This is a genomic window from Bradyrhizobium sp. LTSP885, assembly GCF_000938305.1.
Taxonomy (GTDB): Bacteria; Pseudomonadota; Alphaproteobacteria; order Rhizobiales; family Xanthobacteraceae; genus Bradyrhizobium.
Genome location: NZ_JYMT01000036.1, coordinates 167,707 through 182,937 on the forward strand (window position 1 = coordinate 167,707; position 15,231 = coordinate 182,937).

The 15,231-nt window shown below is 65.7% G+C and carries 13 protein-coding genes; 12 read left to right on the forward strand and 1 reads right to left on the reverse strand.

Annotated features, from left to right (window positions below):
• Nucleotides 1-425 precede the first annotated feature (425 nt).
• On the reverse strand, nt 426-1,532 hold the full coding sequence (locus UP09_RS23370) for a lactonase family protein (protein WP_044540637.1): 1,107 nt from the start codon (nt 1,530-1,532) through the stop codon (nt 426-428).
• A gap of 306 nt (nt 1,533-1,838) precedes the next feature.
• Here UP09_RS23370 and UP09_RS23375 point away from each other — a divergent pair, with 306 nt between their 5' ends.
• From UP09_RS23375 to UP09_RS23430, 12 genes are all read left to right on the forward strand, one after another.
• On the forward strand, nt 1,839-3,089 hold the full coding sequence (locus UP09_RS23375) for an ABC transporter substrate-binding protein (protein WP_044540638.1): 1,251 nt from the start codon (nt 1,839-1,841) through the stop codon (nt 3,087-3,089).
• Nucleotides 3,090-3,231: 142 nt separating this feature from the next.
• A complete protein-coding gene (locus tag UP09_RS23380) occupies nt 3,232-4,059 on the forward strand; it encodes a helix-turn-helix transcriptional regulator (RefSeq protein ID WP_044540639.1) in 828 nt (275 codons plus the stop codon).
• Between the two features lie 121 nt (nt 4,060-4,180).
• On the forward strand, nt 4,181-5,191 hold the full coding sequence (locus tag UP09_RS23385; RefSeq protein WP_044540640.1) for a branched-chain amino acid ABC transporter permease: 1,011 nt from the start codon (nt 4,181-4,183) through the stop codon (nt 5,189-5,191).
• A 1-nt stretch (nt 5,192) separates the two neighbouring features.
• Complete coding sequence (locus UP09_RS23390; protein ID WP_044540641.1) at nt 5,193-6,278, forward strand: branched-chain amino acid ABC transporter permease; 1,086 nt, start codon at nt 5,193-5,195, stop codon at nt 6,276-6,278.
• Nucleotides 6,271-7,053: an ABC transporter ATP-binding protein gene (locus UP09_RS23395; protein ID WP_044540642.1), complete on the forward strand. Its 783-nt coding sequence runs from the start codon at nt 6,271-6,273 to the stop codon at nt 7,051-7,053. Before UP09_RS23390 ends, UP09_RS23395 begins: the two co-directional genes overlap by 8 nt.
• Nucleotides 7,046-9,256, forward strand: a complete 2,211-nt coding sequence (locus tag UP09_RS23400) for an ABC transporter permease (protein ID WP_044540643.1) — start codon at nt 7,046-7,048, stop codon at nt 9,254-9,256. Before UP09_RS23395 ends, UP09_RS23400 begins: the two co-directional genes overlap by 8 nt.
• Nucleotides 9,257-9,259: 3 nt before the next feature.
• On the forward strand, nt 9,260-10,093 hold the full coding sequence (locus tag UP09_RS23405) for a phosphoenolpyruvate hydrolase family protein (RefSeq protein ID WP_044540644.1): 834 nt from the start codon (nt 9,260-9,262) through the stop codon (nt 10,091-10,093).
• Nucleotides 10,094-10,119: 26 nt separating this feature from the next.
• Nucleotides 10,120-13,011 (forward strand): flotillin family protein, encoded by a 2,892-nt coding sequence (locus UP09_RS23410; protein ID WP_044540645.1) that lies wholly within the window; start codon nt 10,120-10,122, stop codon nt 13,009-13,011.
• Nucleotides 13,012-13,020: 9 nt separating this feature from the next.
• On the forward strand, nt 13,021-13,458 hold the full coding sequence (locus tag UP09_RS23415) for an SRPBCC family protein (protein WP_044540646.1): 438 nt from the start codon (nt 13,021-13,023) through the stop codon (nt 13,456-13,458).
• Between the two features lie 3 nt (nt 13,459-13,461).
• Entirely contained in the window at nt 13,462-13,905 is a 444-nt protein-coding gene (locus UP09_RS23420) for an SRPBCC family protein (protein WP_044540647.1), read from the forward strand.
• 12 nt (nt 13,906-13,917) lie between these two features.
• A complete protein-coding gene (locus UP09_RS23425; protein ID WP_044540648.1) occupies nt 13,918-14,736 on the forward strand; it encodes an FAD binding domain-containing protein in 819 nt (272 codons plus the stop codon).
• Between the two features lie 6 nt (nt 14,737-14,742).
• Nucleotides 14,743-15,222 (forward strand): (2Fe-2S)-binding protein, encoded by a 480-nt coding sequence (locus UP09_RS23430; RefSeq protein ID WP_044540649.1) that lies wholly within the window; start codon nt 14,743-14,745, stop codon nt 15,220-15,222.
• The last annotated feature ends 9 nt before the right edge of the window (nt 15,223-15,231 follow it).

Sequence of the window (15,231 nt, forward strand, 5' to 3'; positions counted from 1 at the left end):
GCAAGCCTAGTCTCGCCGGGGAGAGCACGTATAAGCCGTAACCCATCGCGCAGGGAAAGCCGGAGTGCCTCCGCTGAACCTGTAAGCTCGTGTGCGCATCTACTCTACTTATGCACACGAGACCGCGGGTGCAGCGTGCGCCCGGCTTTCCCTGCGCCCTCTGTTCCAAGAGAGGGCAAACGAAATGCAAAGCTCGGGCAAATCATGTCGCGAGAATGCGGACTCACATCCTTGTCGCTGTTTGACAATTGAATCCGAATCCATCCCCACGTCGTCCCGGGCTTGACCCGGGACCCATAACCACAAATGCGAGTTGTTGCGCAACGCTGGGGCCACAGCCCGCTTCAACAACTCGACCCTGTGGTTATGGGTCCCGGCTTTCGCCGGGACGACAGCGGTGAGTTCGTTGCGCTCAGCGCGTCGCATCACGGCAGGCTGACAAACTCGACCCAGTTCGGCTTCTTCCCGACCGGATAGGATTTCAGTCTGGTCAGCGCGCCGCTGGCCTGATCGATGCCATAGACCGTCATGCTGTCAGACAGTTCGCCGACTGCAGCAAGATATCGCCCGGAGGGGTCGATGTTGAAGCCGCGCGGCTGCTGCTCGGTCGGCACGCTGCCGATCGTGGTCAACTGCCCGGTCGCGGCATCGACCTTGAACGCCGCGATCGTATTGGATCCGCGCTCGGACGCGTAGAGGAAGCGTCCGTCCGGCGTGAGATGGATGTCGGCCGCCCACGGCTTGCCGCCAAAACCCGACGGCAGTGCGGTGGTGCGCTGGATCTCCTGCCAGACGCCGTCGCGCCCGTGATAGCTGAACACAGCGACGTCACCGTTCAGCTCGTGGACGAGGTAGACGAATTTGCCGTTGGGATGAAACACGAAGTGCCGCGGCCCGGACTTGTCCAACACCTTGATGGTCGGCGGATCGTTCGCGGTGAGCACGCCGGTCGCAGCATCGAAGCTGAAGCTCAGCACCTGATCGGAGCCGAGATTGGTCGCGAACACGAACCGATTGGCGGGATCGGGCAGGATGGCATGGGCGTTCAGTCCGGTCGGGATCACCTGAACAGGCGCGCCGACCACCCCGTCGGCCTGAACCGGATTGACCGCAACCTTGTTGCCGCCATAGGAGGCGCTGAACAGCACCTTGCCGGTGCGGTCCATCGCGATGTTGGCCATGCTGTCGGCGAGCGGCCCATTGCCGATGTGCCGGAGCATGCCGCTCTCCGGATCGATCGCAAAGCTGACCGCAACATAAGGCTGCGAGCGGACGCCGGCGATCAGGATGCGGCGATCCGGGCTCACCGCCAACGGGGTCGAGGCGCCCGGCTTCTCGACGCCGACAAAGGCTGCCGTCTGCACCGCAACCATCTCGCCGGTCTCAGGCGCAAGGCGGAACACGCTGATGTCGTTGCTGTCGGCATTGCCGACATAGGCAAAGGTGTCGGCCATCCCAGCTCCGCCTCCGGCGACGATCGCTGTGATCGCAAGCGGCAATGCGACCGCGATCGCGCGTATCGATCCGACCATGGGGCGTCCTCCGGCATGTTTCGCCGGACGACCATAGCGAGACATAGGTCGCCTCACCAAACGCGAAATGCGATTGATCGATGCTGAGATAGCATCGGTGGGCGAAACACCGCCGATCTCCGCGGCATAGCGCCGCTGATCTCGTTGCGGCGCAACAATCAAAATGAGACTGCCCGTCAAACCACGGGAGGGTGACGACATGCGCGTCGTGCCCGGCATCGGCTAGCGTTGTGCGCAACGATCGGACGTTCGCGAGCATTGCATCAGACAATGCGGACGCCGGTGACAACACCAGGGAGGAGAGCGATGTTGAAGGGCAGTGTGGGACTGATTGCGTTGAGCAGCCTGTTGCTTTCGGGCGCGGCGTTCGCACAGGAGAAGATCAAGGTCGGCGTCACCGCCACCCTCGAAGGCACCTATACGGTGCTCGGCGAGGACGGCATCCGCGGCTTCCAGACTGCGCTCAACGTGCTCGGCAAGAAGATCGGCGACAAGGAACTCGAATTCGTCATCGCCTCGACCGACGCGACGCCCGACTCCGCGGTGCGCGCGGTGCGCAAGCTGATCGAGCAGGACAAGGTGCAGATCCTGCTGTCGCCGCTGTCCGGCGACGAGGGCATCGCGGTGAAGAATTTCGCCAAGACCCATCCTGAGCTGGCCTTCGTCAACGCCGCCTCCGGTGCGCAGGAGACGACCTATGTCGATCCGGCGCCAAATTTCTTCCGCTACAACATGGACGGCGCGCAATGGCAGGTGGGCCTCGGCAAATACGCCTATGAGACCAAGGGCTATCGCAAGATTGCGACCGTCGGCGAGGACTACTCCTTCATCTACACCCAGGTGTTCGGGCTGGTGCTGGAGTTCTGCGGCGCTGGCGGCCAGGTCACGAACCGGCAATGGGTGCCGCTCGGCACCAAGGACTTCGCCTCCGTGATCGCCGCGCTGCCGGACGATGTCGATGCGATCTATCTCGGCCTCGGTGGCGCCGACGCCGTCAACTTCCTCAACCAGTACCAGCAGGCCGGCGGCAAGGCGCATTTGATGGGCGGCTCGATCATGATCGACCAGACCATCCTGTCGTCGAAGGGCAGCGCCAAGAACGCGCTGGTCGGCACGCTCGCGGCGAGCGGCCAGGCCGACACCTGGGACGACCCGAATTGGCAGAAATTCGTCAAGGCCTACCAGGACTCGTTCCCTGAGGCCAAACGCTTCCCGAGCCCGTCGCTGCTCGCGACCAACTATTACGACTCGACCATGGCGCTGATCCTGGCGCTGCGGCAGGTCAATGGCGACCTCTCCAATAACCAGGCCAAGCTCAAGGACGCGCTGGCGAAGATCGAGATCGATGCCCCCAACGGCAAGATCAAGCTCGATGCCAACCGGCAGGCGATCGGCACCAATTTCGTCACCGAGGTCGTCGATGACGGCAAGGGCGCGCTGTTCAGCAAGGTCGTGAAGGTGATCCCGAACGTCAACCAGACGCTGGGCTACGATCCGGCGGTGTTCGCCAAGATCGGCCTGCCCAGCCGCACGGTTCCGGAGTGCAAGAAGTACTGACGTATTTTGCAAGTGCGAGCGAGCCGGTGGTGGCCCAGGAGCGCGCCCAAGTGCGCGGTTGCAGGTGCAAACCGGCTTGCTTTCCCTCCCCGGATGTTGAACGCTTGTCGAAAAGACAAGGACATCCCGCGGGAGGGAAGGCATGAGCAGAGCGCTTGCCGTCTTCCACGGCCGGTTCGGCCGCGCGACGGTCTATCAGTTGAACCGGCCTTTCAACGTGCATGCGCACCGCGAAGGGCACCTGATCTTTCATGTCGGCGGCACGCCGGCGCAGATCGACGTCTCCGAGCAGCGCTTTCTGCTCAAGGACTGTTCCGTCGTCGCGGTCAACCCTTGGGAACCGCACAACTTCCTGCCGTCGGACATCGACCATGGCGCGATCTTCTTCGTGCTCTATGTCAACGCCGAATGGTTCGCGCCGACCGCCGCCAATGCGCAAAGCCTGCGGTTCGGCCGCACCTTCTTCCAGCGTACCGAGGCGCTCGACAAGCTGATCCGCCGCACCGCAGCGCTGGTGTGCGGCGCGCCATCGCTGCGCAGCCTCGATTGCGAGCTGCGGCAGCTGATCGATTCCTGCTACGAGGAAAGCTGGCAGCTATCGGAGCCGGCACAGGACGCGCACGCGGCAGCCGCAATCACCGATTTTCGCGTGCGCAAATCGATCAAGCTGATGTCGGAAAGCCCCGGCGCCGAGATCGAGCTGGATTCGATCGCACGGGAGTCGGGGCTGTCGCGGCCGCATTTCTACCGGCTGTTCCGCACCCAGACCGGCGTCACCCCTCACCTCTACATGAACACGCTGATCATGGAGCAGGCGTTGGACGCGCTCGTCGCGACCGAATCCCCGATCGCCGATATCGGCTTCGATCTCGGCTTTTCCTCGCAGAGCGGCTTCACCCGTTTCTTCGCCGCCAATGTCGGCATGGCCCCGACCGATTACCGCCGCGCCGCCAAGGTGTTGCGGCCCTGACCGGGTTCCGCCCGCGCGATAAAAGATACTCTCGAACAAATCCGCCGCGCCCGCCCCCGATAGGATATCCGGAACGCGGCCCGCAGACGGTCGCGCCGGAATCAGGGAACGCGCGACGGAGATGACCAAATTCATCGAACGCCATCCGGCCTGGGCGCTGATCGGGATCATCGCGATCGCGGTGCTGCTGTGGCTGGTGTTCGCGATCTGGCCGCCGGGCCTGGAGGCTGCAATCGGCCGCAAGCGCGTGTTCCTCAACGCGGTCTTCAACGGCATCACGCTCGGCGGGCTCTATTTCCTGGTCGCCAGCGGCTTCACGTTGATCTTCGGGTTGATGCGCAACGTCAACCTCGCGCATGGCTCGCTCTATCTGTTCGGCGGCTATATCGGCTACGCCGTCAGCACCTGGACCGGCTCCTGGATCCTCAGCTTCATCGCCGCCTTCATCGGCGTCGCCCTGCTTGGCGTGGTCCTGCAGCTCGCCGTGTTCCGCCGCATGGAGGGCCAGGACCTCCGCCAGACCATGGTGACGATCGGACTATCGATCGTGTTCGCCGATCTGATGCTCTGGGTGTTCGGCGGCGATTTCTACCAGGTCCAGACCCCGGCCTGGCTGATCGGCCCGATCCAGTTGCCACTGCTTACGGCGGTGAAATCCTCCGGCGAGCCGGTCTACCTGCAATATCCGCTGGTCCGGCTGGTGATCTTCGTAGCATCCGTCGTGATCGGGATCGCGATGTGGCTCGCGCTCAATCGCACGCGGATCGGCATGATCGTGCGCGCCGGCGTCGACGACCGCGATATCCTGGCCGCAACGGGCGTGCGGATCCAGCTGGTGTTCGTGCTAGTGTTCGCGCTCGGCGCAGGATTGGCCGGTATCGCCGGTGTGGTCGGCGGCACCTTCCAGTCGCTGTCGCCGGGCGAAGATACCCGCTTCCTGCTCGCTTCCCTCGTCGTCGTGATCGTCGGCGGCATGGGCTCGATCCCGGGGGCTGCGCTCGGCGCCGTCATCATCGGGCTCGCCGAGCAGCTCGGCTCGGTCTACATCCCGACCTACGCCATCGTCGTCACTTTCCTGATCATGGTGCTCGTGCTGGCCGTGCGGCCGCAGGGCCTGCTTGCGAGGCGATGAGATGTCGCTGTTGCAGAGCACCCAGCTTCGCGCCGAGCCAACTGCAGCAGCAGCGCGACGCGCCTTCATCCGGGCCTGGCCCGAATTGCAGAATCCGGCGGCCTGGCTGGTCGCGCTGATCCTCGTGATCATGCCGGTCATCGCCAACGGCTTCTTCCTGATCGAGATCTTCGGCACCACGCTGATCCTCGGCATCATCGCGCTCAGCCTGATGTTCCTTGCCGGCTATGGCGGCATGGTCAGCCTGATGCAGCTCACGATCGCCGGCTTTGCCGGCTACATGGTCGCGGTGTTCGGGATGAGCGGCAACGCCAATATCAGCCTGGGCTGGCCGTGGTGGCTCGCGACCCCGATGGCACTGGCACTGGCGACGCTGTTCGGCACGCTCGGTGGCGCGCTCGCGGTTCGCACCGAGGGCATCTACACCATCATGATCACGCTGGCGATCGGCGCGGCCTTCTACTATTTCACCAACCAGAACTGGGCGATCTTCAACGGCCACACCGGCATCAACACGGTCGCGACACCGAATTTCTGGGGCGTCGACTGGCGCGCCGATATTGCCTTCTACTATGTGACGCTCGGCGTCGCCGCGACCTGCTATTTCGCGGTCCAGTATGTCTCGCGCGCACCGTTTGGCCTCGCGCTGCAAGGCGTGCGCGACAATCCGCGGCGCATGGCAGCGCTTGGCTTCAACACCAACGCGCACCGGATCGCGGCCTATGCCTTTGCGGCCTTCATCGCAGCCCTCGGCGGCGTGCTGCAGGTCTGGAACTATCGGCAGATATCGCCCGGCTCGGTCAGCGTCGGCGCCTGCATCGATGTCCTGATCATCGCCGTGGTCGGCGGCATCACGCGGCCGGTCGGCCCGTTCATCGGCGCCTTCATCTTCGTCCTGCTGCGCACCTTCGCGATCGACCTATTGGTCAAGTTCGGGCTCGACGGCAATCGGTTCCGGCTCCTGATCGGTCTCGGCTTCCTCGCCATCGTGTTCTGGTCGTCGGACGGCGTGATCGGCCTTTGGGATCAGTGGCGCCGCAGCGGCAAGGCCGCGACGACGCGTTCAGGCGGAGGCCGCCATGGATAGCGTCGCGCAACGCCTGTCCGCCGTCGGCGCTGGTGCAGCGCTGGAGCTGCGCGGCGTGACGCGGCTGTTCGGGGCGCTCGCCGCACTGACCGACGTCACCATCACGGTGCGACCCGGCGAGCGGCGCGCGGTGCTCGGCTCGAACGGCGCCGGCAAGACGACGCTGTTCAACTGCATCACCGGCGACTTCCCGCCCTCCTCCGGCACGATCCGCTTCTTCGGCGAGGACATCACACAATTTCCGCCCTATGAGCGCATCCGCCGCGGACTGCGCCGCACCTACCAGATCTCGGCACTGTTTCCCGGCCTCACCGTGCAGGACAATGTCTACCTCGCGTGCCGCGGCGTGTCGCGCGGGCGATTCTCGTTGCTCCGTCCCGGGCAGAACGATGCGCTGATGCATGCGACCGAAACGCTGGTGCAGGCGGTGCATCTCACCGCTGTGAAGGACCAGCGCGTCGCCGAGCTGGCCCATGGCCAGCAGCGTCAGCTCGAGATCGCGCTGGCGCTCGCCGGCGCACCGCGCTTCATCCTGTTCGACGAGCCGGCGGCAGGATTGTCCCCGACCGAGCGGCGCGAGCTGATCGAGATCCTGACCTCGCTGCCGGCGCATATCGGCTACATCATCATCGAGCACGACATGGACGTTGCGCTGCGCGTCGTCGAGAGCGTGACGATGATGCACAACGGCCGCATCTTCAAGGAAGGCCCGCCGCGCGAGATCGAGTCCGATCCCGAGGTGCAGGAACTCTACCTCGGAGCCGGCCATGAATGACCGCCGCACCGTGCCTGCGCTGGAAGTGAAGGGCCTCGATGTCTACTACGGGCATTCGCACGCGCTGCAGGGCGTCGATCTCACGCTCGACACGGGTGTGTTCTCCGTGGTCGGCCGCAACGGCATGGGCAAGACCACGCTGTGCAAGGCGATCATGGGCCTGGTTCGCGCCAGCGGCGGCTCGATCCGGATTCGCGGCGAGGAGGTCACCCGGCTGAACCCGGCGCGCATCGCCCGGCTCGGCGTCGGCTATGTGCCGCAGGGCCGGCGGCTGTGGCGGTCCCTGACCGTCGACGAACATCTGCAGCTTGCGGCCGGGATGCGGCGCGGCCCCTGGACCGTCGAGCGCATCTACGACACCTTCCCCCGCCTTGCCGAGCGCAAGGCCAATGGCGGCAGCCAGCTTTCCGGCGGCGAGCAGCAGATGCTCGCGATCTCCCGCGCGTTGCTGACCAACCCGCATCTCCTGATCATGGATGAGCCGACCGAAGGCCTCGCGCCTGTGATCGTCGCGCAGGTCGAGGAGATGCTGGTGCGGCTCGGCGACGAGGGCGACATCGCGATCCTGGTCATCGAGCAGAATATCGGCGTCGCGACGGCGGTCTCTCGCAACGTCGCGATCATGGTCAATGGCCGCGTCAACCGCATCATCGAATCGGCGCGCCTTGCTGCCGACCGCGAACTGCAGCAGCGCCTGCTCGGCGTCGGCACGCATGGCGCGGACGCGACGGAGGTTGAGGCAGGTCCGGCGAAGTCGGAAGCCGGCAGCGCGCCGCAACCGGCACGCAACGGACCGGTCCGCATCTACGTCTCCAACCCCGTTCCGCCGACTCGCTGGTCGCAACCGGTGCCGATCGCCCGCATCGAGGCTGCCGCTCGGACGCAGTCGACCGGCGTCACGCGGCTCGAGGAAACAACCCGCCAGCGGCGCGAGCCGGCAACATCCAGGACGTCGGGACCGCCTGTCGTGCTCGTTGTCGGCACGCTCGACACCAAGGGCGCGGAGCTACGCTTCATCCGCGATATCGTCGCGAACAACGGCCTGCGCACACGCCTGGTCGACGTCTCGACCAGCGGCAAGGCGGCAAGCTGCGACGTCACCGCACAGGAGATCGCGCTCAACCATGGCCGCGGCGGCGCAAGCGTGTTCGGTGTCGATCGCGGCGCTTCGGTGACCGCGATGGCGGATGCGTTTGAAAGATGGCTGCGGCGCCAGGGCAACGTCGCCGGCATCATCTCGGCTGGCGGCTCCGGCGGTGCGTCGCTGGTCGCGCCGGGCATGCGCGCGCTGCCGATCGGCGTGCCGAAGCTCATCGTCTCCTCGGTCGCCTCCGGCGATGTCGGCCCCTATGTCGGGCCCGCCGACATCACCATGATGTATTCGGTGACCGACGTGCAGGGTCTCAATTCGATCTCGCGCATGGTGCTCGCCAATGGCGCCAACGCGCTGGTCGGCATGGTGAAGGCACGGCTCGACGAACAGGCCGCCAAGCCGCGCGACGCAGGCGCCACGCTTCCCTCCATCGGCATCACCATGTTCGGCGTCACCACGCCAGCCGTGCAGAAGATCGCGGCCGACTTGCGCGACGACTACGAGTGCCTCGTCTTCCATGCCACCGGCGTCGGCGGCCGCTCGATGGAGAAGCTGGTCGAGTCCGGGCAACTCGCCGGCGTCATCGATCTCACCACGACCGAAGTCTGTGACCTCCTGATGGGCGGCGTGTTCCCGGCGACCGATGACCGCTTCGGCGCCATCATCCGCAGCCGCGTGCCCTATGTCGGCTCGGTCGGCGCGCTCGACATGGTCAATTTCGGCGCACCCGACACGATTCCGGAGCGCTATCGGAAGCGCAAATTCCACGTCCACAATCCGCAGGTCACCTTGATGCGGACGACGCCTGAAGAGAACGAGCGGATGGGCCGCTGGATCGGCGACAAGCTGAACCAGATGGATGGGCCGGTGCGTTTTATCCTGCCCGAGGGCGGCGTCTCCGCCCTCGACGCGCCGGGCCAGCCGTTCTGGGATCTCGACGCCGACACGGCGCTGTTCCGCGCGCTGGAGCAGACCGTGCGGCAAACCAGCAACCGGCAGGTCATTCGCGTCAAGCGCAACATCAACGATCCCGAATTCACCGCCGCCATCGTCAGCGCGTTCCGTCCTTTGCTTGGAAGCGCCGGTGGACGGCGGAGAGTGGCGAGGTGACCCATGGCCAGATTTGAACGCGCGGCGCTGTTGAAGAAGTTTCGCGACATGGTCGCCCGCGGCGAGCCGATCGTCGGCGGCGGCGCCGGCACCGGCCTGTCGGCCAAATGCGAGGAGGCCGGCGGCGTCGACCTGATCGTGATCTACAATTCCGGCCGCTACCGCATGGCGGGCCGCGGCTCGCTCGCCGGGCTGATGCCCTATGGCGACGCCAATGCGATCGTCGTCGAAATGGCCGGCGAGGTGCTGCCGGTCGTGACCAAAACGCCGGTTCTCGCCGGCGTCAACGGCACCGATCCGTTCCGCGACATGGACGTCTTCCTCGACCAGCTCAAGGTGCTGGGCTTCGCCGGCGTACAGAACTTTCCGACCGTCGGCCTGATCGACGGCGTCTTCCGCGCCAACCTCGAAGAGACCGGCATGTCCTACGCGCTTGAGATCGACATGATCGCGAAGGCGCATGACAAGGACATGCTGACCACGCCTTACGTGTTCAGCGAGCAGGAGGCCGCCGCGATGGCGATCGCCGGCGCCGACATCATCGTCTGCCATATGGGCCTGACCACCGGCGGCACCATCGGCGCGCAGACCGCACTGAAGCTCGCGGAATGCCCTGCCCGCATCGAGACCTGGGCCGAAGCCGCGCTCAGCGTCAACTCCAACATTCTGGTACTCGCGCATGGCGGTCCGATCGCGGATCCTGCGGATGCAGACTACATCATGAAGAAGACCCGCAACTGCCACGGCTTCTACGGCGCCTCCTCGATGGAGCGTCTGCCGGTGGAACGGGCACTGACGGAACAGGTTCGCAAGTTCAAGGCGATCGGCGCACGCTAAGCGCGTCGTGACCAAGGGAGGAAGAGATGTCAGGGATGCTGGCTGGTGAATTGATCCTCTGGCTCATCGTCGCGATCGTCGCGATTATCATCATCGTTTATGTCGTGAACTGGCTCTACCATCGCTCGTCGAAGGAGGTCTCCTTCGTCCGCACCGGTTTCCTCGGCGAACGCGTGGTGATCAACGGCGGCGCCTTCGTGCTGCCGTTTATTCACGACACCACGCCGGTCAATATGAACGTGCTGCCGATGGGCATCGTGCGCTCCAGACAGGACGCGGTGAGCACCCGCGACCGCATGCGCATCGACATCGAGGCCGACTTCTATGTCCGCGTGCAGGCGACCCGCGAAGCCGTGTCGATCGCCGCCGCCACGCTGGGCCGTCGCACCATGGAGCCGGCGCAGCTCCACACTTTGCTCTCGGGCAAGTTCATCTCCGCGATCCGCTCTGTCGCTTCCGAAATGACGATGGAACAGATGCACGAGCAGCGCGGCGAATATGTCGCCCGGGTCAAGGCCAATGCCGCGGAAGCGCTGGCGCAGAATGGCCTCGAGCTCGAGTCTGTCGCGATCACCGACCTCGACCAGACTGATCTCGAATATTTCAATCCCTCGAACCGCTTCGACGCCGAAGGCTTGACCCGGTTGATGGAGGACATCGAGGCCAAGCGCAAGCTGCGCAACGACATCGAACAGGACTCGATGATCAAGATCCGCTCCCGCAACCTCGAAGCCGAGCGGCAGGCACTGGACATCGAGCGCGAGAGCGAGACCGCCCGGCTCGATCAGGAACGCGACATCGAGATGCGCCGCGCCTTGCAACGCACCGAAGTCGCCCGCGAACGCGCCCTGCGCGAGACCGAGTCCGAACAGGCTCAGATCACGGCGCGTGAGACGATCGAGAAGGCGCGCATCGCCAACGAGCAGGCGATCACCGAAGCCCGCATCGCCTCCGAACGCGAGACCCGGCACAGGGAGATCGAGCGGACGCGTGCGGTCGAGGAGAAGGAGCTGCTGGCCCGCGAGGAGATCGAGAAGGCACGGATTGCTAACCAGCGCTCGGTCGACACCACGCGTATTGCGTCGGAACGCGAGGTCCGCCAGCGCGAGATCGAACGCATGCGCACGGTGGAGGAAGCCGAGATCACGGCGCGCGAGTCGATCGAGATGGCGCGCATCCAGCAGGATCGCGTCGTGACCGATGCCCGTATCGCCAATGAAGAAGAGACCCGGCGGCGCGAAATCGAGCGCACCCGGACGGTCGAGGAAGCCGAGATCGCCGCGCGGGAGTCCACCGAGAAGGCGCGGATCACCCAGACCATGACGGTCAATGTCGAGCGGATCGCCTCCGACGAGCGCACCCGCGCGCTGGAAATCCAGCAGGTGCGGAACATCCAGGAAGCCGAGATCGAAGCACACAGGTCGGTCGAAGCCGCCCGCATCGGCCGCGAGAAGACGCTGGCGGCCGAGCGCATCACGGCCGACCACAGCACCCGCAAGCTCGAGATCGAGCGCAACCAGGCGATCGAGATCGCCGGGATCGCAGCGCGTGAGGCCACCGAGACTTCGCGGATCGCCCAGGAGGAACACGTTCGCACCCTGGAGATCGCGCGCGCCCGTACGATCGAGGAAGCCGACATCGCCTCGCGCGAGGCGATCGAGGCGGCGCGTATCTCGCAGGAAAAGACCGTCGCCGCCCAGCGCATCCGCGCCGAGAGGGAAACCCGCGGGCTCGAGATCGAGCGCACCGGGGCGATCGAGGCCGCCGAACTGAAGCGCCGTGACGCCATCGAGCGGCAGCGCATCGACGTCGAGCTGGCGCTGGAAAGCGAGCGGATCGCCTCCTCCCGGACCCGCGAGGTGCTCAACATCGACCAAAAGAGGGCGATCGAGCTTGCCGACGAGGAACGCGTGATCGCGCTCGCCGCCAAGCGTTCGGAGCGCATCGACGCCGACCGGCAGGTCAAGCAGGCCGAGATCGTGGCTCGCAAGGAGGTCGACACGACAGACGTCTCGCGCGAACAGGCGCTGGAGGCGGCCCGGATCGAACGGCGGCGCGCGATCGAGCAGTTGGAGGTCGCCCGCAACCAATCGCTGCAGGAGGCTGAGATCGCGGCGCGCGAGGAGGTCGAGCGCGCCCGCATCGCCTCCGACCGCGGCCTCGACGAGGCCCGGGTCGGCCGCGAGCGCGACCTGCGCAAGCTCGAGGTGAACAGAGAGAAGGACGTCGAGACCGCGTTGATGGAAAAGGCGATCGCGCTTTACCAGAAGTCGCTCGAGGAGTCGGCCGCCAAGGTCGCCGCGGAGGACGCGCGGGTGGGAGCGACCGAGGCGGCTGAGCGCGTCATCACGGCCCGCGAAAGCGAAATCGCCAAACGACGCAAGACCATCGAAGTGCTGCTCGCCGAGAAGCAGGCCGAGGAGACCAGGATCGCGGCCGGCGCCGAACGGGTGCGCGCCACGGTCGAGGCCGAGGCGCAGCGCCTGCTCAACGAAGCCGAGAACGTGCTGACCGACCAGGCCCGCTACTCGCTGTTCCGCCGCAAGCTGCTCGACCGCATCGAGGGCATCGTGCGCGAGAGCGTCAAGCCGATGGAGAAGATCGAGGGCATCCGCATCCTCCAGGTCGACGGCCTCAACGGCAATGGCGGGGGCGGCAACGGCGGCCGCAGCGCCACCGACGAAGTAATCGACTCGGCCTTGCGCTACCGCGTGCAGGCGCCGCTGATCGATTCGCTGCTGGCGGATATCGGCGTCGAAGGTGGCAGCCTGTCGAAGATGCCGGGCTTGATCCGCGAGGCGCGCGACATGCAGGGCATCAAGGAATCGGCGCGCAAAGGCAGTGGCGATGCCAAGCCGGCAGCGTCGGAGGGCCCCGCCGAACCACGCCCCGAGCGCACGCCGCGCAAGAAGGACTGAGTTGACGCCATGGCAAGGGTCTACGTCTCCACCGTCGTCAACGCCCGCAACGACCGCGTCTGGGCCCGCGTGCGCGACTTCAATGGCCTGCCGAACTGGCATCCCGCCATCGCGGAGAGCCGTATCGAGGGCGGCGAGCCATCGGACAAGATCGGCTGTGTCAGAGACTTCCGGCTGCGCAATGGCGACCGCATCCGCGAGAAGCTGCTCGGCCTGTCCGACTACGACATGTTCTGCACCTACTCGATCCTGGAATCACCGATGGGGGTGGAGAATTATGTCGCCACCCTTCGGTTGACCCCGGTGACCGACGGCGACCAGACGTTCATGGAGTGGACCGCCGAATTCGACTGCGCGCCGGAGCGCGAGGCCGAGCTCGTGACGAACATCGGCGGCGGCGTGTTTCAGGGCGGCTTCGACGCGCTGAAACGGGCATTCGGGGGATAGGCCGTGCCGCATATCGTCAAAAGCACGATCCTGGACGCACCGACCGACGCGGTGTGGACCGTGCTGCGCGATTTCAACGGCCATGACCGCTGGCATCCCGCGGTCGCGACCAGCGGCATCGAGCGGGCGCAGCCGTCCGACAAGATCGGCTGTATCAGGCGATTCAAGCTCAGAGACGGCGCGGAGCTGCGCGAGCAGTTGCTGGCGCTGTCGGATCTGGAACAGTCCTTCAGCTACTGCCTGCTGGATACGCCGGTCCCGATGTTCAATTACGTGGCGCATGTCCGCTTGCTGCCGGTCACCGACGGCGACCGCACCTTCTGGCACTGGGAGTCGCGCTTCTCGACGCGCCCCGAGGACAGCGTCCGCATCACGCATATGGTTTCGGAAGACATCTACCAGGCCGGATTTGAAGCCATCCGCCGGCACCTGAAGGAGGCCGCGTAAGCGGAGTACATCATGCCTGTCACGGTGAAGACTTTCACCAGCACCAATGAGGCCGCGGCGGCGCTGTCGTCGGACCGCAGCGCCCGCTATCTCGGCGGCGGCACGCTGGTGATGCGCGCCCTGAACGAGGGCGACATCTCGATCTCGACCGTGGTGCGCGCCAGCGACCATGCGCTGACTCGGATCGATACCGGCGGCTCGCGCATTACGCTCGGCGCCGGCGTCACCTATGCGCGCATCCTGGCCGACCGCGATCTCGGCTTCCTGCACGCCCCGGCTCGCTCGATCGGCGGACCGGCGGTCCGCAACATGGGCACGGTCGGCGGCAATCTGTTTGCGCCGAACCCGTATGGCGATTTCACGGTCGCGATGCTCGCGCTCGATGCTGTTGTCTCCGTGCAGGGCGGGCTCGGCAGCCGCGAGGTGCCGATCGAGGAATTCCTGCAATCGCGTGACCGGCAGGCCGGCACGCTGGTGCTGGCGATCTCCTTTGCCAAGCCCGGCAACGCCGAGGCCTTTCGCTACCGCAAGATCGCCCGCATCAAGCCAAAGGGCGGCGCGGTGATCACGCTCGCCGCGTATTTGCCTGTCAATGGCAGCCGCATCGTCGGTGCCCGCGTCGCGCTCGGGTCGATGGCGCCGACCCCGATCCGCGCCCGCGCCGCCGAGCGCGCGCTGGAAGGACGTTCACTCGACGCGTCCACGATCGATGCCGCCGCAGCCGCTGCCGTCGAAGGTACCTCGCCGAGCGACAGCGCGATCGCCAGCGCCTGGTATCGCCGCGAAATCGTCAGCGTCCATCTCAAGCGCCTGCTGTCCGGTCAGGAATAGGATCTCATGGCCAAGACTCCCCTCCAATTTCGCCATAACGGACGCGAGGTCGCGATCTTCGTCGATGGCGGCACCAATCTTCTGGTCGCGCTGCGCGAGCTGATTGGCGACATGACGCCGAAATTCGGCTGCGGCCAGGGCGGCTGCGGCACCTGCAGCGTGCTGATCGACGGCGAATTGCATCTGTCGTGCCTGACGCTCGCCGAGACGGTCACCGGCCGCTCGGTCGAGACGCTCGACGGCATCAAGGACGGCCCCAATCTGCACCCGTTGCAGCGCGCCTTCGCCGACAATTTCGCCGCTCAGTGCGGCTACTGCACGCCGGGCATGCTGATGGCCGCCAAGGCACTGCTCGACCGCAACCCATCGCCCAGCCGTGACGAGGTCGTCGAAGCGATCTCCGGCAACATCTGCCGCTGCACCGGTTATGAACCGATCATCAACGCCGTACTCGCCGCCGCATCCGGCGGCCGGGCCCGCGCGTAAAGGACCTGA

Coding starts and splice junctions, on each gene's coding strand:
- UP09_RS23400 (WP_044540643.1), top strand. CDS start 7,046: ATGAATGACCGCCGCACCGTGCCTGCGCTGGAAGTGAAGGGCCTCGAT.
- UP09_RS23375 (WP_044540638.1), top strand. CDS start 1,839: ATGTTGAAGGGCAGTGTGGGACTGATTGCGTTGAGCAGCCTGTTGCTT.
- UP09_RS23385 (WP_044540640.1), top strand. CDS start 4,181: ATGACCAAATTCATCGAACGCCATCCGGCCTGGGCGCTGATCGGGATC.
- UP09_RS23410 (WP_044540645.1), top strand. CDS start 10,120: ATGTCAGGGATGCTGGCTGGTGAATTGATCCTCTGGCTCATCGTCGCG.
- UP09_RS23430 (WP_044540649.1), top strand. CDS start 14,743: ATGGCCAAGACTCCCCTCCAATTTCGCCATAACGGACGCGAGGTCGCG.
- UP09_RS23370 (WP_044540637.1), bottom strand. CDS start 1,532: ATGGTCGGATCGATACGCGCGATCGCGGTCGCATTGCCGCTTGCGATC.
- UP09_RS23390 (WP_044540641.1), top strand. CDS start 5,193: ATGTCGCTGTTGCAGAGCACCCAGCTTCGCGCCGAGCCAACTGCAGCA.
- UP09_RS23425 (WP_044540648.1), top strand. CDS start 13,918: ATGCCTGTCACGGTGAAGACTTTCACCAGCACCAATGAGGCCGCGGCG.
- UP09_RS23405 (WP_044540644.1), top strand. CDS start 9,260: ATGGCCAGATTTGAACGCGCGGCGCTGTTGAAGAAGTTTCGCGACATG.
- UP09_RS23415 (WP_044540646.1), top strand. CDS start 13,021: ATGGCAAGGGTCTACGTCTCCACCGTCGTCAACGCCCGCAACGACCGC.
- UP09_RS23395 (WP_044540642.1), top strand. CDS start 6,271: ATGGATAGCGTCGCGCAACGCCTGTCCGCCGTCGGCGCTGGTGCAGCG.
- UP09_RS23380 (WP_044540639.1), top strand. CDS start 3,232: ATGAGCAGAGCGCTTGCCGTCTTCCACGGCCGGTTCGGCCGCGCGACG.